Annotated in this window: 22 protein-coding genes; 8 read left to right on the top strand and 14 right to left on the bottom strand. The window is 61.9% G+C overall.

The window, feature by feature from the left end:
• The first annotated feature begins 139 nt into the window (after positions 1–139).
• From PSH86_RS26680 to PSH86_RS26660, 5 genes are all read left to right on the top strand, one after another.
• Positions 140–1,297: a D-alanyl-D-alanine carboxypeptidase family protein gene (locus PSH86_RS26680; protein WP_060740482.1), complete on the top strand. Its 1,158-nt coding sequence runs from the start codon at positions 140–142 to the stop codon at positions 1,295–1,297.
• A gap of 81 nt (positions 1,298–1,378) precedes the next feature.
• On the top strand, positions 1,379–1,654 hold the full coding sequence (locus PSH86_RS26675; RefSeq protein WP_003185772.1) for a DUF493 domain-containing protein: 276 nt from the start codon (positions 1,379–1,381) through the stop codon (positions 1,652–1,654).
• Positions 1,654–2,301, top strand: a complete 648-nt coding sequence (lipB, locus tag PSH86_RS26670) for a lipoyl(octanoyl) transferase LipB (RefSeq protein WP_095963499.1) — start codon at positions 1,654–1,656, stop codon at positions 2,299–2,301. The genes PSH86_RS26675 and lipB overlap by 1 nt, the downstream gene beginning before the upstream one ends.
• A gap of 1 nt (position 2,302) precedes the next feature.
• Entirely contained in the window at positions 2,303–3,325 is a 1,023-nt protein-coding gene (lipA, locus tag PSH86_RS26665) for a lipoyl synthase (protein ID WP_109756285.1), read from the top strand.
• 872 nt (positions 3,326–4,197) lie between these two features.
• Positions 4,198–5,130: an LD-carboxypeptidase gene (locus PSH86_RS26660; RefSeq protein WP_305486038.1), complete on the top strand. Its 933-nt coding sequence runs from the start codon at positions 4,198–4,200 to the stop codon at positions 5,128–5,130.
• Positions 5,131–5,241: 111 nt separating this feature from the next.
• Here PSH86_RS26660 and PSH86_RS26655 read toward each other — a convergent pair whose 3' ends face one another.
• The 5 genes from PSH86_RS26655 to leuS all read right to left on the bottom strand — a co-directional run bounded on the left by PSH86_RS26655 (position 5,242) and on the right by leuS (position 11,457).
• On the bottom strand, positions 5,242–6,564 hold the full coding sequence (locus PSH86_RS26655) for a lytic murein transglycosylase (RefSeq protein ID WP_305486036.1): 1,323 nt from the start codon (positions 6,562–6,564) through the stop codon (positions 5,242–5,244).
• Between the two features lie 72 nt (positions 6,565–6,636).
• On the bottom strand, positions 6,637–6,801 hold the full coding sequence (arfA, locus tag PSH86_RS26650; protein ID WP_030140368.1) for an alternative ribosome rescue factor ArfA: 165 nt from the start codon (positions 6,799–6,801) through the stop codon (positions 6,637–6,639).
• A gap of 276 nt (positions 6,802–7,077) precedes the next feature.
• Positions 7,078–8,115, bottom strand: coding sequence for a DNA polymerase III subunit delta (gene holA / locus PSH86_RS26645; protein ID WP_109756281.1), 1,038 nt, complete (start codon positions 8,113–8,115; stop codon positions 7,078–7,080).
• A 39-nt stretch (positions 8,116–8,154) separates the two neighbouring features.
• On the bottom strand, positions 8,155–8,760 hold the full coding sequence (lptE, locus tag PSH86_RS26640; protein ID WP_109756280.1) for an LPS assembly lipoprotein LptE: 606 nt from the start codon (positions 8,758–8,760) through the stop codon (positions 8,155–8,157).
• A 90-nt stretch (positions 8,761–8,850) separates the two neighbouring features.
• Positions 8,851–11,457 carry a leucine--tRNA ligase gene (leuS, locus tag PSH86_RS26635; protein WP_109756330.1) on the bottom strand — a complete coding sequence of 869 codons (2,607 nt, stop codon included), beginning with the start codon at positions 11,455–11,457 and terminating at the stop codon, positions 8,851–8,853.
• Positions 11,458–11,760: 303 nt separating this feature from the next.
• On the opposite strand from leuS, the gene PSH86_RS26630 reads away from it, so the two are divergent.
• Positions 11,761–12,081: a hypothetical protein gene (locus PSH86_RS26630; RefSeq protein WP_109756279.1), complete on the top strand. Its 321-nt coding sequence runs from the start codon at positions 11,761–11,763 to the stop codon at positions 12,079–12,081.
• A 103-nt stretch (positions 12,082–12,184) separates the two neighbouring features.
• Entirely contained in the window at positions 12,185–12,946 is a 762-nt protein-coding gene (locus PSH86_RS26625) for a YdcF family protein (protein ID WP_305486025.1), read from the top strand.
• Positions 12,947–13,095: 149 nt separating this feature from the next.
• On the opposite strand, the gene lnt is transcribed toward PSH86_RS26625, so the two are convergent.
• From lnt to miaB, 5 genes are all read right to left on the bottom strand, one after another.
• Positions 13,096–14,619: an apolipoprotein N-acyltransferase gene (gene lnt / locus PSH86_RS26620; protein WP_305486022.1), complete on the bottom strand. Its 1,524-nt coding sequence runs from the start codon at positions 14,617–14,619 to the stop codon at positions 13,096–13,098.
• A gap of 27 nt (positions 14,620–14,646) precedes the next feature.
• The gene (locus PSH86_RS26615; RefSeq protein WP_003205870.1) at positions 14,647–15,486 is read right to left on the bottom strand and encodes an HlyC/CorC family transporter; all 840 of its coding nucleotides are present in this window, start codon (positions 15,484–15,486) and stop codon (positions 14,647–14,649) included.
• A 40-nt stretch (positions 15,487–15,526) separates the two neighbouring features.
• A complete protein-coding gene (ybeY, locus tag PSH86_RS26610) occupies positions 15,527–15,985 on the bottom strand; it encodes an rRNA maturation RNase YbeY (protein WP_109756276.1) in 459 nt (152 codons plus the stop codon).
• Positions 15,978–16,988: a PhoH family protein gene (locus PSH86_RS26605; RefSeq protein WP_109756275.1), complete on the bottom strand. Its 1,011-nt coding sequence runs from the start codon at positions 16,986–16,988 to the stop codon at positions 15,978–15,980. Before PSH86_RS26605 ends, ybeY begins: the two co-directional genes overlap by 8 nt.
• A gap of 206 nt (positions 16,989–17,194) precedes the next feature.
• Positions 17,195–18,523, bottom strand: a complete 1,329-nt coding sequence (miaB, locus tag PSH86_RS26600) for a tRNA (N6-isopentenyl adenosine(37)-C2)-methylthiotransferase MiaB (RefSeq protein ID WP_162893869.1) — start codon at positions 18,521–18,523, stop codon at positions 17,195–17,197.
• A 133-nt stretch (positions 18,524–18,656) separates the two neighbouring features.
• On the opposite strand from miaB, the gene PSH86_RS26595 reads away from it, so the two are divergent.
• Positions 18,657–18,986 (top strand): DUF1820 family protein, encoded by a 330-nt coding sequence (locus PSH86_RS26595; protein ID WP_003185742.1) that lies wholly within the window; start codon positions 18,657–18,659, stop codon positions 18,984–18,986.
• Positions 18,987–19,140: 154 nt separating this feature from the next.
• On the opposite strand, the gene PSH86_RS26590 is transcribed toward PSH86_RS26595, so the two are convergent.
• The 4 genes from PSH86_RS26590 to PSH86_RS26575 form a co-directional block, all read right to left on the bottom strand.
• Positions 19,141–19,695, bottom strand: a complete 555-nt coding sequence (locus PSH86_RS26590) for a tetratricopeptide repeat protein (protein ID WP_053188388.1) — start codon at positions 19,693–19,695, stop codon at positions 19,141–19,143.
• A 218-nt stretch (positions 19,696–19,913) separates the two neighbouring features.
• Positions 19,914–21,197, bottom strand: coding sequence for a glutamate-1-semialdehyde 2,1-aminomutase (gene hemL / locus PSH86_RS26585; protein WP_116833526.1), 1,284 nt, complete (start codon positions 21,195–21,197; stop codon positions 19,914–19,916).
• Positions 21,198–21,225: 28 nt separating this feature from the next.
• Positions 21,226–21,852: a thiamine phosphate synthase gene (gene thiE, locus PSH86_RS26580; RefSeq protein ID WP_109756272.1), complete on the bottom strand. Its 627-nt coding sequence runs from the start codon at positions 21,850–21,852 to the stop codon at positions 21,226–21,228.
• A 17-nt stretch (positions 21,853–21,869) separates the two neighbouring features.
• A complete protein-coding gene (locus PSH86_RS26575) occupies positions 21,870–22,667 on the bottom strand; it encodes a hydroxymethylpyrimidine/phosphomethylpyrimidine kinase (protein ID WP_109756271.1) in 798 nt (265 codons plus the stop codon).
• Positions 22,668–23,064: the final 397 nt, after the last annotated feature.

Raw genomic sequence — 23,064 nt, 5'->3', positions numbered from 1 at the left:
GGTCAGGTTGTTGGCTCCATGAATAATAAAAGCCCGGCAAGGGTGTGAGTGAGCAACTTAAATACGCGGCAACCCGTTAGAAGGCTGCCTGTTTTAGTTTTGCCTTCGGGCAAGTCCCATTAGCGATTTCGAGAGACGGATGAACATCACCACCTTTGCCAAACGCCTTTGCCTGCTAGTCCCGCTGCTTCTCTCACCGGCCGCGTTCGCGGTCGAGATGATGCCGGCCCCGCCTCAATTGGCTGCCAAATCCTTTGTGCTCATGGATGCCAGCAGCGGCGAGGTGCTGGTAGAGAACAACGGTGACCAGCGCCTGCCACCGGCCAGCCTGACCAAGCTGATGACCGCCTACATCGCCACCCTGGAGATCCGTCGCGGCCAGATCGGTGAAAACGATCCGGTGACCGTCAGCGAAAACGCCTGGCGCACCGGCGGTTCGCGGATGTTCATCAAGGTCGGTTCGCAAGTGACCGTCAGCGACCTGCTGCACGGCATCATCATCCAGTCCGGCAACGACGCCAGCGTCGCCCTGGCCGAGCACATCGCCGGCAGCGAAGATGCGTTCGCCGACATGATGAACAAAACCGTGGCCGACCTGGGCATGACCAACAGCCACTTCATGAACCCCACCGGCCTGCCGAACCCTGAGCACTATTCCTCGGCTCACGACATGGCGCTGTTGGCCCGGGCAATCATCCATGAAGACCCGGCGCACTACGCCATCTACTCCCAGAAGGAATTCTTCTGGAACGGCATCAAGCAGCCTAACCGCAACCTGCTGCTGTGGCGCGACAAGACCGTCGATGGCCTGAAGACCGGTCACACCGACGAAGCCGGCTACTGCATGGTGTCTTCGGCGGTGCGTGACGGCATGCGCCTGATCGCCGTCGTCTTCGGCACCAGCAGCGAAGTGGCCCGTGCCGCCGAGACCCAGAAGCTGTTGACCTATGGCTTCCGCTTCTTCGAAACCCAGACCTTCTACCAGAAGGGCACCGAACTGGCCCAGGCCCAGGTCTGGAAAGGCTCGAGCAACCAGGTCAAGGCCGGCCTGGCCCAGGACCTGACCATGACCCTGCCCAAGGGCCAGCTCAAGAAGCTCGCTGCCAGCATGACCATGAACCCGCAACTGACCGCTCCCATCGCCAAGGGCGACGTGATCGGTAAAGTCGAAGTCAAACTGGACGACAAAGTGGTGCACAGCGCTGACCTGATCGCTCTGGACGCGGTCGAGGAAGGTGGTATCTTCCGCCGCATCTGGGATAGCATCCGTCTATTCTTCTACGGCTTGTTCAACTGATTGAAGTGTTGACCTGCATGGCCCCGTTTCCATCCGGAGCGGGGCCATGTGCGTTACCACGGCTTACGAGGCCGTTACGCCATGACAGACTCTGAAGTAAAGGCGCCAAAAATCGAATTCCCTTGCGCGGATTATCCGATCAAGGTGATTGGCGACACCGGTGTGGGTTTCAAGGACCGGATCATCGCGATCCTTGAAAAACATGCCACCGTTGATCACAAGACCCTGGCCGAACGCCAGAGTACCAACGGCAAGTACACGACGATCCAGTTGCACATCATTGCCACCGGCCAGGAACAGCTCTACGACATCAACAGCGAGCTGCGAGCGACCGGTTTCGTGCACATGGTGTTGTGATGCCGGGCACGCTGGGCTTTCGCGAGCTGGGTACGATGGCCTACGAGCCGGTCTGGCATGCCATGCAACGCTTCACCAACGAACGCGGCAACACCGCCGACGATGAAGTCTGGCTGGTGGAACACCCACCGGTGTTCACCCAGGGTCAGGCCGGCAAGGCCGAGCACCTGTTGTTGCCGGGGGATATCCCGGTGGTGAAGGTCGACCGGGGCGGGCAGGTGACCTACCATGGCCCTGGCCAACTGGTTGCCTATCTGTTGCTGGACGTGCGCAAGCTGGGGTTTGGCGTGCGCGAGCTGGTCACCCGCATGGAGACATGCCTGATCGAGCTGCTGGCCAGCTACGGTGTTACGGCGGCGGCCAAGCCGGATGCGCCGGGTGTCTACGTCGACGGGGCGAAAATCGCGTCCCTGGGTTTGCGGATCCGCCACGGCTGTTCGTTTCATGGCCTGGCCTTGAACGTGGACATGGACCTTGCGCCATTTCGACGGATTAATCCCTGTGGCTACGCTGGACTGGCAATGACCCAGTTGAGCGAGCACGCAGGATCGATTGAATTTGCCGAGGTAAGTGCCCGGCTGCGCGCGCAGCTCGTCAAACACCTCGACTATGCTGAGCAGACGACCCTTACGGGCGGAATCGACTGATATGACTACTGATGCAGTGCAAACCATTATCCCGACGCAGGACGTCACCGAGCGTCCGGCCCCGCGTGCCAAGGTAGAGGCCGGCGTCAAGCTGCGCGGCGCCGAGAAGGTTGCACGCATCCCGGTCAAGATCATCCCGACCACCGAATTGCCGAAGAAACCGGACTGGATCCGCGTGCGCATCCCGGTGTCCCCGGAAGTCGACCGTATCAAGGCCCTGCTGCGCAAGCACAAGCTGCACAGCGTCTGCGAAGAAGCCTCCTGCCCGAACCTGGGCGAATGCTTCTCTGGCGGCACCGCCACGTTCATGATCATGGGCGACATCTGCACCCGTCGCTGCCCGTTCTGTGACGTCGGCCACGGCCGTCCGAAACCATTGGACGTGAATGAGCCAGAAAGCCTGGCCATCGCCATCGCCGACCTGAAGCTCAAGTACGTGGTCATCACCTCGGTGGACCGCGACGACCTGCGTGATGGCGGTGCCCAGCATTTTGCTGATTGCATCCGCGAGATCCGCAAGCTGTCGCCGAACGTCCAGCTGGAAACCCTGGTGCCCGATTACCGTGGCCGCATGGACATCGCCCTGGAAATCACCGCCGCCGAGCCGCCGGATGTGTTCAACCACAACCTGGAGACCGTGCCGCGCCTGTACAAGGCTGCGCGTCCGGGTTCGGACTATCAGTGGTCGCTGACCCTGTTGCAACGCTTCAAGCAGATGATGCCGCACATCCCGACCAAGTCCGGTTTGATGCTGGGCCTGGGGGAAACCGACGAGGAAGTCATCGAGGTCATGAAGCGCATGCGTGAGCATGACATCGATATGCTGACCTTGGGGCAGTACCTGCAGCCTTCGCGTAGTCACTTGCCGGTGCAGCGTTTTGTGCACCCGGATACCTTTGCCTGGTTTGCTGAGGAAGGGTACAAGATGGGGTTCAAGAACGTTGCTTCGGGGCCGTTGGTGCGGTCTTCGTATCATGCGGATGAGCAGGCTAAGTTGGTCAAGGCTGAGCTGCTTGGGTCCTGATTTGTTTTTGGAGTGGTGTGTATATCCGTTTCTTCGGTAACGGCTACTTAGGGTTCCGCCCTTACGGCGGGTCACTTTTGAAGAGCGCAAAAGTAACCAAAACGCTTTTGCCCCACCACTCGGTGCCTCGCTAGGGCTCGGCATGCCTTCACTCCGGCATTGGTTCGTGGGCCGCCGCGAAGGGCCATCCATGGCCCAGCGCGGCTAACCCGGCATCCATGCCGGGTTGCCCACGAACCAATGCCTGCGTTCAGCCATCGTGGTTAACGGGGCGCCCGAGATCAACGTCCACCGCGAGGCGGCCTGATAGCCGACCTGGTTCTGGGTGAGATCGCGTTTCTCCTGTGGGAGCGGGCTTGCTCGCGAAAGCGGTGGGTCAATTTGCGGTGATGTTGGATGTGCTGACGCCTTCGCGAGCAAGCCCGCTCCCACAAGTTTTGTATCGTGCGCGGATGTTGTGAGCACCCACAACCCATGTGGGAGCGAGCCTGCTCGCGATAGCGGTGGTTCAGCTACAAAGATGCTGGATATATCCCGATCTGGCTTTGCTTTGCTTTGCTTTGCTTTGGATCTTGATCTTGATCTGGACGCCCCGTTAAACCACGCTGGCCGAACGCAGGCATTGCGCAGTGGGCATCCCGGCATGGATGCCGGGATAGCCGCGCTGGGCCATGGATGGCCCTTCGCGGCGGCCCACGGAGCAATGCCGGAGTGAGGGCACACCGAGCCTAGGCGAGGTGCCGAGTGGTGGGGCAAAGCGTTTTTGGTTACTTTTGGCGCTCTTCCAAAAGTGACCCGCTGTAAGAGCGGAACCATAAGTGGCCGTTACCGCAGAAACGGATATACACACGATCAAAAAAGCCGGGAACCCCATGGCCCTAACCCCACACCACCCCGTCCCAACCCTCCCTCAAGAAGGCCTGATCGGAGTGATCGCCCCCGCCGGCCCCGCCCCGCTGGACACGGACAAAGCCATCCAATGGATGCGCGCAAGGGGTCATGAGCTGCGAATATTCCCAGGCGTCTACGAAAAGGACAACTACCTGGCCGGCAGCGACGAAGTTCGTCTCAACGACCTGCACGCCGCCTTCGCCGACCCAGAAGTCAAAGCCATCATCTGCCTGCGCGGCGGCTACGGCACGCCCCGCCTGCTGGACCGCATCGACTTCGACCTCCTGCGACGCAACCCCAAGCCATTCATCGGCTACAGCGACATCACCGCCCTACATCTGGCCATCAGCCGTTACGCAGGCTTCGTCACCTTCCACGGCCCGCTGCTCAACGCCGATCTGCTGGGTGACAAGGAACCCCCAACCGTCACCTCGTTTTTCAGCCTGCTGCATGGGCAGTTGAAGGCCGGTAGTACACTGGACCATCCCGCCGCATATCCATTGACCACCGTCGAGCCGGGCATTGCCCACGGGCGTCTGCTGGGGGGCAACCTGTCGATCATCGCCGCGACCATGGGCACGCCTTATCAGATCGATGCCGACGGGGTGATCCTGTTCATCGAAGACGTCAACGAGCCGCTGTATCGTATCGACCGGCTGCTGACCCAACTACGCTTGGCCGGCACGTTGCACAAGCTACGCGGCGTGTTGGTGGGGGATGTGGCTGGGGTCGATGTCGAGGCGTTGAACCGCTTGCTCAAGCAGACCTTCGAGCCATTGCGCATTCCGGTGTTGTCGGGCTGGCGCAGTGGGCATTGCGATCCGAACCTGACGTTGCCCATGGGGGCATTGGTGACGTTGGATGCGGGGGAGAAGAGGTTGGTGTTGGAGCAGGATGTGGTAGTCAGTCGCTAGTCATATAGCGCCTGCGAATCAGCCATCGCGAGCAGGCTCGCTCCCACAGGTATTCCGATCAACCTGTGGGAGCGAGCCTGCTCGCGATGGCGGTAGCGGCCATAAGCTGATTCAGCGGCTACGCAACGCCTCCAGCAACTGGTGCGTCGGATACCCATCCGCCGGCCAGCCGAACGACTGCTGGGCGCTGCGGATGGCTTTGCGGGTGTTGGCGCCGATGATGCCGTCGGGGTTGCCCGCGTCGTAGTTGTGCTTGCCCAGCAGGGTCTGCAGTTCGATGCGTTCGCTGCGGCTCAGGGGCAGATCTTCTTTTGGCCACTGGCCGTAGACCAGCCCTGCACCGCTGAAGCGCTGTGACAACAAGCCAACCGCCAGGGCGTAGGACGATGAGTTGTTGTACTTGAGAATGGCGCGGAAGTTATCGAAGATCAGGAACGCCGGGCCGCGATGGCCGGCCGGCAACAGCAGGGCCGCCGATAGCTGTGCTTGATCGGGGGCTGTCGGCAGGCCGCCATATGCTGAAACGCCCAGCCGCATCCATTCGGAAACGGGCTTGCGGATCGTGCCATCGGCTAGCGTGTAGTCGAAGCCTTCACTGAGCGAGACCTCGAAGCCCCACGGCTGGCCGCGTTGCCAGCCGGAGCTTTGCAGGTAATGGGCGGTCGAGGCCAGGGCATCGGTGGAGCTGCCCCAGATGTCGCGGCGACCGTCACCGTCGAAATCCACCGCATGGGTGTTGTACGTGGTGGGAATGAACTGGGTCTGGCCCATGGCGCCGGCCCACGACCCGAGCATTTTTTCCGGTGTGATATCGCCTTGTTGCAGGATTTGCAGGGCCGCGATCAGTTGCGCATGGGCAAAGCCCGGGCGTCGTCCTTCGTAGGCGAGGGTCGCCAGGGAATTGATCACCGACTTGGTGCCTTGGAACTGGCCAAAGTTGCTCTCCATACCCCACACCGCCACCAGCGCCTCGCGATCGACGCCATAACGCTGCTCGATGCTTTGCAGGACCTGGGCGTTCTGTTGAATCAGGCTCTTGCCCTTGTTGACTCGCAGTGGCGACAACGCGCCATCGAGGTATTCCCACACCGGGCGGGTGAACTCCGGCTGGCTGCGATCGGCCTTGATCACGCTCATGTCCGGGCTGACGCCGATAAATGCACGGTCGAACAGATCGCCACGGATCCCGGCGGCCAGTGCCTCCTTGCGAAACCCGGCCTGCCATTCGGCGAAGGTCTGGGTGGGCGCAATGGTCAGCTCGTCACCGGTCGGCACCACGGGTGGCACGATGGCCGGAGCGGTCACGGCAGGGGCGGTCTGGAGTGGTTGGGCGTCGGCGGCGGTAGGTTTTTCGGCGCAGGCGACAAGCAGGGCGACACTTGCGGCAACGATCATTTGGCGCAGTGGCCAACGATGGGAAAGACAGAAGGGCATGCACGGGTCCAGAAATACAAATCAGGTGCTGACCTTAACATGCGAAAGGGGCGTAGGGCTTGTCCGGTTGTTTCAAGCTGCCAGAAAGCAAGAAGCCTCCCAGTTGTCAGACTGGAAGGCTTCGCGGCGGTAGCTGCCCTTGCCCTTGGCGGGTCGTTCCTGGCGGCTGCGGAACAGGGGTTGGGCGACGATGGACTTGGCCTTGTTGGGGCCATGCCTGGATGGCTTTTTGCTCATGATGGGATCTCTCGTGGGGTGGTTTTTGCGGGGCAAATCATGGGACAGAGTTGGGAGGTTGTCCAGTCCCTGGGTTGTGCAAGCAGTGTCATCAGACGGACACGCAACTTGTGGTGGAAGATGACCTGTGGCGAGGGGATTTATCCCCGCTGGGGCGCGAAGCGCCCCCATTACAAACTGCCTGACACTCCACGGCGCCTAGTTTTGGGGTTGCTTCGCAACCCAGCGGGGATAAATCCCCTCGCCACAGGTATGCAGTGTGCTTCTGCCGAGTGACTACTCAGCGGGCAAAGGCAGTCGCTGCCCAGCCATCAACAGCGACAACCGACTGAGGCTCATCCATGGCGAGCCAGCGGCCTGGCCCTTGATCTGCGCATCGATACGCTGGGCCTCGAGTAGCAATTGCGCCCAGCGCGGTGCGGAGTAGCGTTGCAGGGCCTTGCTCATCAGCGGTTTGCGTTTGTCCCAGACGGGCGGGCGGGCCTGGCTGAAGGCTTTGTCCAGCGGTACACCCTGGCTGTATTGCAGGGACAGGTTGGCCAGCAGGCGCAACTCCCGGGCCAGGGCCCAGAGGATCACCGGCGGCTCGACGCCTTCGCCCCGTAGACCTTCGAGCATGCGCAGGGCATGGGCGGCTTCGCCGTTGAGGATCGCATCGGTCAGCCCGAAGACATCGAAGCGCGCGCTGTCGGCCACGGCAGCCTGCACCGTTTCCACGGTGATCTGCCCACCTTCGGCCATTAGTTTGAGCTTTTCGATTTCCTGGGCGGCGGCCAGCAGGTTGCCTTCGACCCGGGCGGCGATCAGCTCCACCGCGTCCTGGCTGGCCGAGAGGCCGGCCTGGGACAGGCGCTGGCGGATCCAGCTGGGCAACTGGCTGACATCCACCGGCCAGATCTGCACGAACTGGGTTTGCGGCCCTTCGACCAGGGCCTTGCCCCATTTGGTCTTCTGCGCGCTACCGTCGAGTTTCGGCAAGCTGATCAGCAGCACCGTGTCTTCGGCGGGGCGCGAGCAGTATTCGATCAGCGCGGCGGCACCCTTGTCACCGGGTTTGCCGGAGGGTAGACGCAGTTCCAGCAGGCGTTTTTCGGCGAACAACGACATGCTCGCCCCGGCTTGCAGCAGCGTGCCCCAGTCGAAACTGGCGTCGGCGGCGAATACCTGGCGTTCATCGAAACCTTGCTGGCGTGCCGCAGAACGGATGGCGTCGGCGGCTTCCTGGCACAGCAGTGGGTCATCGCCACTGATGATGTAGACCGGCGCGAGGGCGCCTTGCAGGTGTTTGCCGAGTTGAGCGGGAGCGAGCTTCATAAGAGCGGGCGAGCGGGACGCCGGAGCGCCCCGCAAGGCTTATTCAGCCGGGATCTGCATTGGTGACTGTTGCGGGGTTTCCGCTTCAGCCTTGCGTGCCGCTTCCAGCGCATCGGCTTCGGCCTTGGCGCGAGCATCGGCAGTCTGTTGCAGTTGCTCCAACTGGGCCGGGCTCAGTTGTTGCAGACGCAGCATCATGCGCTGTATGAGTTCACGGCGCATTTCGCCGCGCACTTCGATGGACTCCTGGTCGGAACCGGTGATGTTGTTGCCGTCGTGCAGGTAGACCTTCTGCACTTGCAGTTTGTCGTCCATCAGCACCAGGTCGTTATGGCCGCGAATCTCATAGCTCAGCACGTTGTTCAGTTCGTACTCGGCCGAACGACCAGCGCCGGCATAGCTCAGGCTGCGCTGGCTTTGCTGTTCGCGAGTCAATACGAGCTTGTACGGGGCGCCGCTGTAGACTTTCACGCCGCTGCTTTCCAGGTTGTCGCGCAGCATTTTAACGGTGTCGCCATAGGCGTCCCGTGCGCTGAGGTCCAGTTCCTTGATCGCCAGCTCGGTGGTGCCGGTGCCGCGCAGTTGGAAGCCGCAGGCGCTCAACAGGACCGCCAGGCCCACTACCAGCAGATTACGTTTGATCATCTTGTTGCTCCCCTTGAACCCTATGGGGGTCGACCATGCGACCCCGCAGGTTGTATTCGGCGCCAGGCTCAAGCCTTGCGCCCGATCCAATTAGCTTGCGACGATGTTGACCAGCTTGCCGGGCACGACGATCACTTTGCGGATCGTCAGGCCATCGACAAAGCGCAGTACGTTGTCATTGGCCCGCGCAGCGGCTTCGACTTCTTCACGCGTGGCGGCGGCCGGCATTTCGATCTGGCCGCGCAGCTTGCCGTTGACCTGGATGACCAGGGTCAAGCTGTCCTGCACCAGCGCGGTTTCGTCCACCACCGGCCAGCTGGCGTCGATCACCGGGTCGGCGTGACCCAGGCGATTCCACAGCTCGTGGCTGATGTGCGGTGTGATTGGCGCCAGCAGCAAGGTCACGGCTTCCAGGCCTTCGTGAACCAGTGCGCGATCCTGCTCGGTGCCTTGCGCGGCTTTTTCCAGCACGTTCATCAGCGTCATCACCTGGGCGATGGCGGTGTTGAATTTGTGGTTCTGGCCGACGTCATGGCTGGCCTGCTTGATGGCCAGGTGGATCGAGCGACGAATGGCTTTCTGTTCGTCGTTCAGGCGGCTGATGTCCAGTTTGCCCGGCAGGCCCTGGGTGACGTGGGCTTGCGCCAGGCGCCAGACACGCTTGAGGAAGCGGTGCGAGCCCTCGACGCCCGAGTCGGACCACTCTGCGCTCATGTCAGGTGGCGAGGCGAACATCATGAACAGGCGGCAGGTGTCGGCGCCGAACTGGTCGATCATCGATTGCGGGTCAACGCCGTTGTTCTTCGACTTGGCCATCTTCTCGGTGCCGCCGATTTCCACCGGCAGGCCGTCGGCGATCAGCTTGGCACTGATCACCTTGGCTTTGCTGTCGCGTTCGAGTTCGACGTCGCTCGGGTTGAACCAGGTGTAGGCGCCGTTGGCTTCGCGACGATAGTAAGTCTCGGCGATCACCATGCCTTGGGTCAGCAGGTTCTTGAACGGTTCGTTGGAACTCACCAGGCCTTCGTCACGCATCAGCTTGTGGAAGAAGCGCGCGTAGAGCAGGTGGAGAATGGCGTGTTCGATACCGCCGATATATTGATCCACCGGCAACCAGTGGTCAGCCGCGGATTTCTCCACCAGGCCACCTTCATAGTGCGGTGAGGCGTAGCGGGCGTAATACCACGAGGACTCGACGAAGGTGTCCATGGTGTCGGTTTCACGCTTGGCCGGTGCGCCGCATTTCGGGCAGCTGCATTCATAGAACTCAGGCATGCGTGCCAGGGGCGAACCGGCGCCGTCGGGTACGACGTCTTCCGGCAGGACCACGGGCAGTTGGTCTTCCGGCACCGGTACGTCACCGCAGGTGTCGCAATGCACGATCGGGATCGGGCAGCCCCAGTAACGCTGGCGGCTGATGCCCCAGTCCCGCAGGCGGAACTGGGTGCGCGAGGCGCCGAGGTTTTTCTTGATCAGGGCCACTTCGATGGCATCGAACGCGCCGGGGAAATCCAGGCCGTCGAATTCGCCGGAGTTGATCAGCTCGCCGTGTTCGCCGTAGGCGTCCTGCCAAGGAGCCGGGGTCTGGTCACCGGCGCTGGTGCGCACGACGGCTTTGACCGGCAGGTTGTACTTGTGGGCGAATTCGAAATCGCGTTCGTCGTGGGCCGGCACGGCCATGACCGCACCGTCGCCATAGTGCATCAGCACGTAGTTGGCGACCCATACCGGCAGTTTCTCGCCGGTGAGCGGGTGCTCGACGAACAGCGAGGTTGGCAGGCCTTTCTTTTCCTGGGTGGCGACGTCGGCTTCGGCAACGCTACCGCCCTTGCATTCGGCGATGAACGCTTGCAGCTCGGGGTTGTTGCGGGCGGCCAGGGTCGCCAGCGGGTGCTCGGCGGCCACGGCCACATAGGTGGCACCCATCAGCGTGTCCGGACGGGTGGTGAAGACTTTCAGGGCGCCGGCTTCGCCAATGGAGGCGACGTCGTAGGGGAACTGCACTTCCATGCCCCGGGACTTGCCGATCCAGTTGCGCTGCATGGTCTTGACCTGTTCAGGCCAGCCAGTCAGTTCGTCGAGGCTCTCCAGGAGTTCATCCGCATAGGCGGTGATCTTGAAGTAGTACATCGGGATTTCGCGCTTTTCGATCAGCGCGCCGGAACGCCAGCCGCGACCGTCGATCACCTGCTCGTTGGCCAGTACGGTCTGGTCCACCGGGTCCCAGTTCACGGTGCCGTTCTTGCGGTAGATCACGCCTTTTTCGAACAGGCGGGTGAACAGCCATTGTTCCCAGCGGTAGTACTCGGGCTTGCAGGTGGTGACCTCGCGGGACCAGTCCACCGCCAGGCCCAGGCTGCGCAGCTGGGTCTTCATGTAGGCGATGTTTTCGTAGGTCCACTTGGCGGGGGCCACGTTGTTCTTCATCGCGGCGTTTTCCGCCGGCATGCCGAAGGCGTCCCAACCCATGGGTTGCAGGACGTTCTTGCCTTGCATGCGCTGGTAGCGGGAGATCACGTCGCCGATGGTGTAGTTGCGCACGTGCCCCATGTGTAGCTTGCCGCTGGGGTAAGGGAACATCGACAGGCAGTAGTAAGTCTCCTTGCCTGGCTGTTCACTGACTTCAAAGGACTTTTGCTCGTCCCAGAACGACTGGGCGGCGGCTTCGATTTCACGGGGCTGGTAGTGTTCGTGCATGGCTACTTTTGTACTGAATGGGGTGGCCCAATCCTCTTCGTTGCCATGCTGGACGCAGACGACGCCGAATGCGGCGTTTTCGATGTCCAGCCAAGCTGGAAGTGGAGTTACAGGAAGCGCCGTAGCATACATGACCGCGCTCTGCCGAGGGAAACCCTGATTGCTGCTCAACCGTTGCCAAACCATTGTCAATCATCGGCGATGACCGGTGTTCAGGGCCGTTGGTCGCGGCGCCCTGCCGGTTTGCCCAGCGAAGCTAAGCTTCTCAATGGGGAGTGAGTCTTATCTTCAATGAGGTGAGGGATGGTTGAATCACAACGAAAAGTCGCTACACCTGAGTTGTATGAAAAACTGATCGATCGTCTCGGGGTTGCCCTGGACGCTGCAAGAACCGCCGGTCGCTTGCGTGATGAACGCCCGGCAGAGCTGGAGCTGCGAGGCTTGAGCCCCGCAGAGTTCGAACTGGTCAAGGCTTACCTCGAACAGGCCGGACATCAAGCTCCCACCAGTGGGGCCCAGGTACTCAAGCGTCTCGATGCGCCCCGTTCGGCCAAGGTTGTATGGCTCAAGGACCGGACGCCTGACAAGGATGCTGTAAAGGTCCGGTCGCTGCAGTTCAAGTAAAGCCGGATTCACGCGTGTCGCTCTTTTTGATTCAAGGTTTTTTCGAATCTGTTGTCGCTTTGCGTCAACCCACCTAGGCTTCGGGCATCTATGGAGATGCCCGATGCCGTTTCGCTATTTCATCAAACAACTTTTATTGCCGCCCGGCATTCTTTTGCTGTTGTTGGCGCTTGCCTGGTGGTGGCGCGACTCTCGGCCGCGTATGGCCCGTCTGTGCTTTTTCGTTGGGCTGGGTGGTTTCTGGCTGATGAGCCTGCCCGGGGTGGTGCAATGGAGCGCCAGGGCGCTGGAGCGCGAACCGCCGCTGTTGCTCAGTGATTGGGCGACCCTGGCCCAACGCGCCGACGCCATTGTGGTGCTCGGTTCGGGCCGTGAACGCGGTGACCTGGCCTGGGGCGCCGACCAACCCACCGGCGTCGGCTTGGAGCGCCAGCGTTATGCCGCGCGACTGGCCAAGGCTTCAGGCTTGCCGGTGCTGACATCCGGCGGCTTGCACTATGGCACCCCGCCCAGCGAGGCTCGGCTGATGGCGGACTCGATGCTGGAGGATTTCGGCGTCAACGTGCGCTGGCAGGAGGGGCGTAGCCGTACGACCTGGGAAAACGCCCGGATGAGCGCCGAAATCCTGCTGCCGCAAGGCATCAAGCGGGTCGTGGTGGTCACCCAGGCTTGGCACATGCCACGGGCGGTCTGGAGTTTCCAGCGGTCGGGGTTTGACGTGGTGCCGGCGCCGGTGGGGTTCCTGGGACAGGACAATGCCCGGCCATTGGGCGGCTGGATGCCGGAGTTCAAGGCGATCTGGCAATCCGGGCAGTTGATGAATGAGGCGGTGGGGCTGGTGGGGTATTGGTTGTTCTATCGCTGAAACACCGCGCGGAGTGAAGTGATCGCTGTTGTGGCGAGGGAGCTTGCTCCCGCTGGACTGCGAAGCAGGCCCTGTTTTTGGGGCCGCTGCGCGCCCCAGCGGGAGCAAGCTCCCTCGCCACAGGGTTTTTCATTCACATGGGGAACGAGTCAAACCGTTTTGGCCATCCGTCCCGCCATCAACGCCCAGCCCAGCAACAACACACATAAAATGATCAATGGCCACGAACGCCATTGCAGGTACGGCGTCAGGTCCTGCATCGGCACCACTTCGCCATACAGGATGCCGCGTTCGAATTGCGGTATCTGCGCGGTGATCTGACCGAAAGGGTTGATCAGGCCGGTCACGCCGTTGTTGGTGGCGCGGATCATCCAGCGGCCGGCTTCCAAGGCGCGCATCTGCGCCATTTGCAGGTGCTGCAACGGGCCGATCGAGGTGCCGAACCAGGTGTCGTTGCTGATGGTCAGCAGCAAGTCGCTGCGCGCCGAGAGGCTGGCGGCAAATTCCGGGTAGACCACCTCATAGCAAATGAACGGTGCGATCTGGTAACCCTTGGCCTGCAGCAATGGCTGGTCGGCCGGGCCCCGGGCGAAGTCCGACATGGGCAGGTCGAAGAACGCGATCAGGCCGCGCAGGATGTCCTGTAGCGGTACGTACTCGCCGAACGGCACGAGTTTCTGCTTCAGGTAGGTGCCGTCGCCTTCGCCGGTCACGGTGATGCCATTGAAGTAACGCTTCTCGTGGTGGACCAGTTGGCGAATCGGCACGCCGGTGATCAACGCCGAATGCCGCTCGGCGGCGAAGTTGCCCATCATGTCCAGGTAGCCCTGGGCGGACTCCTTGAGCACCGGTACTGCGGTTTCCGGCCAGATCAGCAGGTCGACGCGCTTGGAGGCGAAGCTCATGTCGCGGTACAGCGCCAGTTGCGCGTTGAGCTGCTCGGGGTCCCACTTCATGCTTTGTTCGATGTTGCCCTGGATCGCCGCGACGCTCAGCGGATCGCCCGAAGGGCTGGTCCAGGCATGCCCCTTGAGAGCCATGCCGACTACCCACGGGCCGATCAGCAGCATCACGCCGGCCGCAATAAAACCTTTGCGCCCGCTGCGGATCAACTGGGGCGCGTTGTACAGCAGCGCGGCGGTCAAGGCCAGGGTGAAGGAGATCAACCACATCCCGCCCAGCGGCGCGAGGCCGGACAGCGGGCCGGCGAGTTGGCTGTAGCCGGAATAGAGCCACGGGAACCCGGTGAGGAACCAGCCACGGAAGGCTTCCTGGCCCAACCACAGCGCGGCGAACGCCAGGGCATCGGCCAGCGGCGCCTCGTTGCGCCGCAGCCAGCGCGCCCAGAGCCAGGCGGGCAAGGCGAAAAACCAGGCGATGGCGGCGATGAACAGCAGCATCAGCAACCCGGCGAGCAGCACCGAGGCGCCTCCGAAGTTATGGATGCTGACGTAGATCCAACTGGTGCCGGCGCCGAACAGACCAAAGCCGAAACACCAGCCCCGGCCCAGGGCCTGACGTGGCGACAACTCGCGCAGCCCGGCATAGAACAAGCCGACCGCCAGCAATGCCAGCGGCCAGATGTTGAACGGCGCCAGGGCCAGGGTGGTGATCGCACCGGCCGCCATGGCCAGCAGGTTACCGGGCCAGCCGGGGCGGGTTATCCAGCGCATTTTTGTCCTTAGCGGGGCTCGCAGGGGTTATCGGCCAATGGGGGACAGGCGCAGCAGGTGAATCCGACGGCTGTCGGCATTCAGGATGCGGAAGCGCCAGGAACCGATTTCCGTGGTTTCGTTGCGCTTGGGCAGATGCCCGAAAGCACTCATCACCAGGCCGCCGACGGTGTCGAACTCATCGTCGGAGAATTGGCTGTCGAAGAATTCGTTGAAGTTCTCGATCGGCGTCAGGGCCTTGATCAGGAAGTCACCGCTGGGCAGAGGCTTGATGTAGCTGTCTTCCTCGACGTCATGCTCGTCTTCGATGTCGCCGACGATCTGCTCGAGCACGTCCTCGATGGTGACCAGGCCGGCCACGCCGCCGTATTCGTCGATGACGATGGCCATGTGGTTGTGATTGGCGCGGAATTCACGCAGCAGCACGTTCAGGCGCTTGGACTCGGGCACGAAGGTGGCCGGGCGCAACAGGTCCTTGATGTTGAAGCTGTCGCCGTTTTCCTGAAGGATCAGCGGCAGCAGGTCCTTGGCCAGCAGCACGCCCATGACATCGTCATGGCTTTCGCCGACGACCGGGTAGCGTGAGTGAGCGGAGTCGACCACGGCGGGCAAAAATTCACGCGGGGTCTGGGTCGCCTTGATGCTGACCATTTGCGAGCGCGGGACCATGATGTCCCGAACTTGCAGGTCAGCGACCTGGATGGCGCCTTCGACGATGGCCAGCGCTTCGCTGTCCAGCAGTTTGTTCTGGTGTGCATCGCGCAGCAGCTCCAGTAGCTCCTGGCGGTTTTTCGGCTCATGGGCAAAAGCCTGGGTGAGCTTGCCCAGCCATGACTTCTGCCCGTTGCTCGATCGATCTTCGCTCATAGCGATTACTCTGAATCCTTTGTCGTTACAGGTTGATGTATCAGTGTTCGTCGCCGGCGTAAGGGTCGGGATGACCCAGCTCTGCAAGCAACGTTCGTTCCAGTGCTTCCATTTCTTCGGCTTCGGCATCTTCTATATGGTCGTAACCCAGTAGATGCAAGCAGCCGTGAATCACCAGATGGGCCCAGTGGGCCTCAGGGGTCTTGTCTTGTTCCGTCGCTTCACGCTCCACCACCGGGACGCAGATCACCAGGTCGCCCAGCAACGGGATGTCGAGCAGTTCGTCGGGGACGTCGGCGGGGAACGACAACACGTTGGTGGCGTAGTCTTTCTGCCGCCAGGTGTGGTTCAGTTCGCGGCCTTCGGGCTCGTCCACCAGGCGGATCGTCAGCTCCGAGTCGGCGCTGCGTTGGCGCAGGGCCAGTTCGCACCATTGGCGGAACTGGGCTTCGCTGGGGGCGGCGTGTTCGCAGGCCACTTGCAGGTCGAGTTCAAGCATCTTGGCGATTGCCCTTGTCTGCGGGCGCTGACTCGTCCTGGCGATGCTCGAAGCGCTCGTAGGCTTCGACAATGCGCTGCACCAACGGATGGCGCACGACGTCCTTGGGCATGAAGTGCGTGAAGCTGATGCCCGGCACATCCTTGAGGACTTGGATCACATGGTTCAGCCCGGACTTGGTGCCACGGGGCAGGTCGACCTGGGTGATGTCCCCGGTGATGACGGCGGTGGAGCCGAAGCCGATCCGGGTCAGGAACATTTTCATCTGTTCGACCGTGGTGTTCTGGCTTTCGTCGAGGATGATGAAGCTATTGTTCAGGGTCCGGCCACGCATGTAGGCCAGCGGCGCGACCTCGATGACCTGGCGCTCGATCAGCTTGGCCACGTATTCGAAGCCGAGCATTTCATAAAGCGCGTCATAGAGCGGGCGCAGGTATGGGTCGATCTTCTGGGCCAGGTCGCCGGGCAGGAAGCCGAGTTTCTCACCCGCTTCGACCGCCGGTCGCACCAGCAGGATGCGTCGTACCTGTTCCCGCTCCAGCGCATCGACGGCGCAGGCCACGGCCAGGTAGGTCTTGCCGGTACCGGCCGGGCCGATGCCGAAGTTGATATCGTTGCCGAGGATTTCCTTCACGTAGCGCTGCTGATTCAAGCCGCGAGGGCGAATCATGCCTTTTTTCGTGCGCAGGGCCACGGCAGGCTCCGACGGGGCGTGGTTGTCGAGTTCTTCGACAGCCGACTCCTGCAGGAACAGGTGGACGGTGTCCGGCGACAGCTCGCTCCCCTTGGTTTCCCGGTAGAGACGGCGCAGCAGGTTTTCCGCGGAGGTGGTGTGCTTGGGTTCGCCGATCAGTTCGAACTGGTTGCCGCGATTGCGGATCTCGATGGCCAGGCGCTGTTCGATCAAGCGCAGATGCTCGTCGAATTGCCCGCACAGATTGGCGAAGCGGCGAGCCTCAAAGGGCTCGAGAATAAAGCGATGTGGTTCGATGGGTGCGTTCAAGGTCGTTTTTAGCCGCCCAGGGGCAATTAAGGTGAAATCAAGGATAACGCCAGTAGGCTGGGTGCGAAAGCTCTTAATAAACCGAGCAATCTTGTGGGAGCAAGGCTTGCCCGCGATGAATGCAACTGGGTCTCTCAAGAATTGAGGCGCCTGTATCGCGGGCAAGCCTTGCTCCCACAAGTTCTGCTTTCACAGGGGATCGGGGGTTACTGGACCAGCGAACCGCGCAGCGAGTGCGGTTGCGCGGCGTCGATGTGCACGTCGGCGAACTGGCCGATCAGGGCCGGGGTGTCGCAGCGGAAGTTGACGATGCGGTTGTTCTCGGTCCGGCCTTGCAACTCGCCCGGATCTTTTTTCGAGTAATCGGTCACCAGGATCCGCTGGATGGAACCGACCATTTGTCGGCTGATCTCGAAACCTTGCTGGTTGAGGCGGTGTTGCAAGGCGTTGAGCCGTTCCTTTTTCACTTCTTCGGGGGTTTCGTCGGCGAGATCGGCGGCCGGGGTGCCAGGGCGCTGGCTGTAGACGAAGGAGTAGGAAAAGTCGAAGCCCACGTCTTCGATCAGCTTCATGGTCTGTTGGAAGTCTTTCTCGGTTTCGCCAGGGAAGCCGACGATAAAGTCCGAACTGATGCAGATCCCCGGCACCGCCGCACGCAACTTGCGCAGTTTGGATTTGTACTCCAGGGCCGTATGGTTGCGTTTCATGGCGGCGAGGATCCGGTCGGAACCCGATTGCACCGGCAAGTGCAGGTGCTTGACCAGCTCGGGAACGTCGGCGTGGGCCTGGATCAGGCTGTCGGAGAACTCCAGCGGGTGCGAGGTGGTGTAACGGATGCGGTCGATGCCGTCCACCGCCGCTACGACGCGGATCAGCTCGGCGAGGTCCGCCAGGCGGCCGTCATGGGTCAGGCCGCGATAGCCGTTGACGTTCTGCCCCAGCAGCGTGACTTCGCGCACGCCGTTTTCCGCCAGGTGGATGATCTCGGCGATCACGTCGTCGAACGGTCGGCTGACTTCTTCGCCACGGGTGTAGGGCACCACGCAGAACGTGCAGTACTTGCTGCAACCTTCCATCACCGACACATAGGCGCTTGGGCCGTCGATGCGCGGTTCGGGCAGGTGGTCGAATTTTTCGATCTCCGGGAACGAGACGTCCACTTGCGGCAGCTTGGTGCTGCGCGCGGCGTCGATCATCTCCGGCAGGCGGTGTAGGGTCTGCGGGCCGAAGACCACGTCCACGTATGGTGCGCGATCACGGATGGCGGCGCCTTCCTGGCTGGCCACGCAACCGCCCACGGCGATGACCATTTCCGGGTTGGCCAGCTTCAGCTCGCGCCAGCGGCCGAGCTGGGAGTACACCCGGTCCTGGGCGCGTTCGCGGATCGAGCAGGTGTTGAGCAGGATCACGTCCGCATCTTCAGCGCGGGCGGTGACTTCCAGGGCCTGGTGTTCACCCAGCAGGTCGACCATGCGCGAGCTGTCGTACTCGTTCATCTGGCAACCGTGGGTTTCGATGTAAAGCTTCTTGGCCATGGACGGGATCATCACGTGATTCAAAGAACCGCGCATTATAGGGAACAAGTCCCCCGGTTCCTACCGCTGTGCGAGCAGTGGCTATGCTATAGTTCGCGCCCTCATTTTTACCCGCCGATGTGTTTCGCCAGCCATGACCAAACGTGAAGCTCCAATCTACAAGGTGATTTTCCTCAACCAGGGCCAGGTGTTCGAAATGTACGCCAAGCAGATCTATCAAAGTGATCTGTGGGGCTTCCTGGAAGTGGAAGAGTTCGTCTTTGGCGAGCGCACGCAAGTGGTCGTCGATCCGAGCGAAGAAAAGCTCAAGGCGCAGTTCGAAGGCGTGGTGCGCAGCTTCGTGCCGATGCATTCGATCGTGCGCATCGACGAAGTCGAACGCCTGGGCACCCCGAAAATCAGCGAAGCCCGCGGCGCGGTCGGCAATGTGATGCCGTTTCCGATGCCGATGCCTGAGAAATAAACCTGTCGATAAGTTGAGCGCAGCCCTTTGTGGCGAGGGAGCTTGCTCCCGCTGGGCTGCGTAGCGGCCCTAAGATTTCTGGGAGCGCTTCGCACTCCAGCGGGAGCAAGCTCCCTCGCCACAATAAGCTCCCAGCCACAAGGCTGCGGTGGATTCAGGGCAGCGGGGAGAAAGGTGTACGCCCATCGGCGTTCTGCAATTCCATCAGGTATTTGCGAAAGATCTGCCCCAGCACCTGGGTCGCCACTTCCAGCTCGTCGCGGGGCATTTGCTCGGCGACTTCGTCGGCGGTGTCCAAGGCCTCTTCGGCGCCGTTGACCGCCGCCATCTTCAGGACAATGTAGGCCTGGACGTTGTTGGCCGGGACGCCTTCGCCGTGGAAGAACATGCCGCCGAGCTTGAATTGCGCCTGGGCATGGCCTTGCAGGGAGGCTTTTTCGAAGTAGTTGAGGGCCTGCTTGAGGTCGCGCGGTGCAGCCTTGCCTTCGTAGTAGAACTCGCCCAACTCGTATTGCGCTTGTGCATCACCTGCATCCGCCGCTTTTTGACAGGCGTCGAGTGCCGGTGCGAGATCTTGTGGCTGGGTGTTGAGCGTGCAACGGCCCAGCGCCGGGATCAACAACGAGTTGCCGCCTGCCTGTGCATTCGCCAGCAGGGGCTGAAGGAGCAACAGGCAGCCCAAGGCAAGGGTGCGGCCGGTGCGGTTCATGGGAATCGACTTACCTCTGAGGGGCGCGCGGACCCTCCGGGGGATCCAATAAGCGCGCATTATGAAATAAGCAGGGCCATCCTTACAAAGTCTTTACTCGTTTTTCTGCTGCGCGGGAATGCTAATAGCTGGTTCGGGCATAAATACGTAGGAAAAGAGCGGGGGAGTTGTCGGCAATCACTGACGCCAGCTTCAGCCAGCGTCAGTTATCCACAGTCTTACTTCAGCGCAGCGAAGGCTCGCTCGGCCGCATCGAGGGTGATCTTCAGCTCGGTCTCGCCGTGGGCGATGGAGGTGAAGCCGGCTTCAAATGCGCTCGGGGCCAGGTACACGCCACCCTCGAGCATCAGGTGGAAGAAGCGCTTGAACCGGTTGGCGTCGCTGGCCATCACGTCTTCGAAGGTGACGATGTCATCGGCGCCACTGAAGTACAGGCCGAACATGCCGCCGGCCTGGGTGGTCACGAACGGGATGCCCGCCGCGTCGGCACGAACCTGCAAACCGTCGAGCAGGCGGGTGGTGTAGTCGGTCAGTTCGGCGTGGAAGCCCGGGCGGCTGATCAGGCGCAGGGTGGTCAGGCCGGCGGCCATGGCCAATGGGTTGCCCGACAGCGTGCCGGCCTGGTAGACCGGGCCCAGCGGTGCGATGCATTCCATGATCTTGCGCTTGCCGCCGAAGCAGCCCACCGGCATGCCGCCGCCGATGATCTTGCCGAAGGTGCTCAGGTCCGGCGTGACGCCGTAATGGGCCTGGGCGCCGCCGAGGGCCACGCGGAAACCGGTCATCACTTCGTCGAAAATCAACACCACGCCATGCTGGTCGCACAGGCTGCGCAGGCCTTCGAGGAAACCCGGCGCCGGCGGTACGCAGTTCATGTTGCCCGCCACCGGCTCGACGATGATGCACGCCACTTCCTGGCCAACTTCGCCGAGCATCTTCTCGACTTCCTCGAGGTCGTTGAACGGCAGGGTCAGGGTGTGTTTGGCGAACGCCGCCGGTACGCCGGCCGAGCTCGGCACGCCCTGGGTCAGCGCGCCGGAGCCAGCCTTGACCAGCAGGCTGTCGGAGTGGCCGTGGTAGCAGCCTTCGAACTTGATAATGCTGTCGCGACCGGTGAAACCACGGGCCAGGCGGATCGCGCTCATGGTCGCCTCGGTGCCGGAGCTGACCATGCGCACCATTTCCATCGACGGCACGATCGAGCAGACCAGGTCGGCCATCTCGGTTTCCATCGCGGTCGGGGCGCCGTAGGACAGGCCGTGTACCAGTTGCTTGCGTACCGCATCCAGCACGTCCGGATGGCTGTGGCCGAGAATCATCGGGCCCCAGGAACCGACATAATCCACATAGCGCTTGTCGTCTTCGTCGGTCACGTACGCGCCTTCGGCGTGCTTGAAGAACAGCGGGGTGCCACCCACGCTCTTGAACGCACGAACGGGCGAGTTCACGCCGCCGGGGATGTGTTTCTGGGCATTGGCAAACAGGGTTTCGGAACGGGACATGGTTGGGCTCTCGAAAACGGAAAATAGACTATTTGTTCTGCAGCAGCTCGTTGAAGGCGCGGGCGCGGCGCGTCACTTCAGCACTGCTGTCGGCACCGAACAGGCCGTGGACCACCGCCAGCAGGTCGACCCCGTGGGCCACCAGCGGGGCGGCATTCTCCAGGGTGATGCCGCCGATGGCGCAAACCGGAATATGCAGTTTGATGCGCGCCTGTTCGAGCAGTTCAAGGTCTGCGCTGGGGGCGCCGGGCTTGGTATTGGAATTGAAGAAGCGCCCGAACGCGACATAACTGGCGCCTTCGCGGGCGGCCTGTTCGGCCAGTGCCAGGCTGGCGTGGCAGGTGGCGCCGACGATCGCCTTGTGTCCGAGCAGTGCCCGCACTGGCGCCAACGGGCCATCGGTCTGGCCCAGGTGCACGCCGACGCCCAGGCGCGCGGCCAGTTCAGCGTCATCGTTGATGATCAATTGGGTCTTGTAGCGCTCGCACAGGTTACGCAGTGCCTCGGCTTCCCGCAGGCGTCGGGCCTCGTCGCTGCTTTTGTCGCGGTATTGCAGCAGGGTCACGCCACCTTCCAACGCCGCTTCTACATAAGCGAGGAACTTGCCAGCCAGCAATTGGCTATCGGTGATGGCGTAAAGGCCACGTAATTTCATTCCACAGGCCTCCAGTGTTACGAGCAGAAATCCAGCGGCAGGCGACGCGGTACGAACTGGCCTTTGCCCAGTCGTTCGGCATCGCGCAAGGTGCGCCAGGTGTAGTCCAGCGCAGTCTTGACGGCGCTGGCGAGCTGTTCGCCCTGGGCTAGCCGACCGGCGAGGGCGCTGGCCAGGGTGCAGCCGGAACCGTGGTAACTGCCGGGCAAGCGCTGGCAGGTAAAGGTTTCGCGGCGGCCATCGCGGCTGTACAGGCGATTATGGACTTCATGTTCGTCGCCGTGACCACCGGTGATCAACAGGTGTTTGACGAAGGGCAGCAGTTTTTCCGCGCACTCGTCGGCGCTGCCTTCGGGCAGTTCGGCGAGGATGCGCGCTTCCGGCAGGTTGGGGGTGGCGATGACGGCCAGGGGCAGCAGGCGTTCGCGCATGGCGTAGCCGACCTCATCCTTGCCCAGGCGTCCGCCACCGCCGGCGCGCAGCACCGGGTCGCAGACCATGGGCAGATGCGGGTGCGCCTGGAGCAGTTCGACCACCGTGTCGACCATCTCCAGCGAGCCGAGCATGCCCAGCTTGACTGCCGCGACCTGCGAGTCGTTGAGCACGGCATTGGCTTGTGCCAGCACCCACGCTCGATCGAGCACCCGGAAATCACTGACGTTGACCGTGTCTTGCACGGTCAACGCGGTAACGGCGGGGGCGGCATGACAACCCTGGGCGAGCAGGGCTTCGATATCTGCCTGCAAACCGGCGCCGCCACTAGGGTCGTGGCCGGAGAGACAGAGGACAACGGGGCGGGAGCTGTAGATATTCATGGTGCGCGAGCTTACCACCAAACCTGTTTTATCGGTGGTCGGACGCTGAGGGTTTTGTACTGAGTGACTTGCTGGTGAGTGCTTTTGTGGCGAGGGAGCTTGCTCCCGCTGGAGTGCGCAGCGCTCCCAGGATTTATGGGGCCGCTGCGCAGCCCAGCGGGAGCAAGCTCCCTCGCCACAGGAAATCGCTCACCACTGTTCTGCGCCCGGTCAACTAACCAATCTGACCAAAGCAACAGCTCTATCTCAACGCTTGGCGCTGAAACGCCCGTTCTAGAGCCTTCTATAGGAAAGATTTCAATGGTGCAAATTGGCCATCAACGGCTATGCTAGAGATGGATCCAACTCATAACAGGTAATGCCGGTTTTACGTCTACTCAGGGAATGGGGGGCTTCC

The organism is Pseudomonas sp. FP2300 (genome assembly GCF_030687595.1).
Lineage (GTDB): Bacteria > Pseudomonadota > Gammaproteobacteria > Pseudomonadales > Pseudomonadaceae > Aquipseudomonas > Aquipseudomonas bijieensis.
The sequence above is the reverse complement of the archived record's forward strand: the minus strand, read 5'-3'. Positions and strand labels throughout refer to the sequence as shown.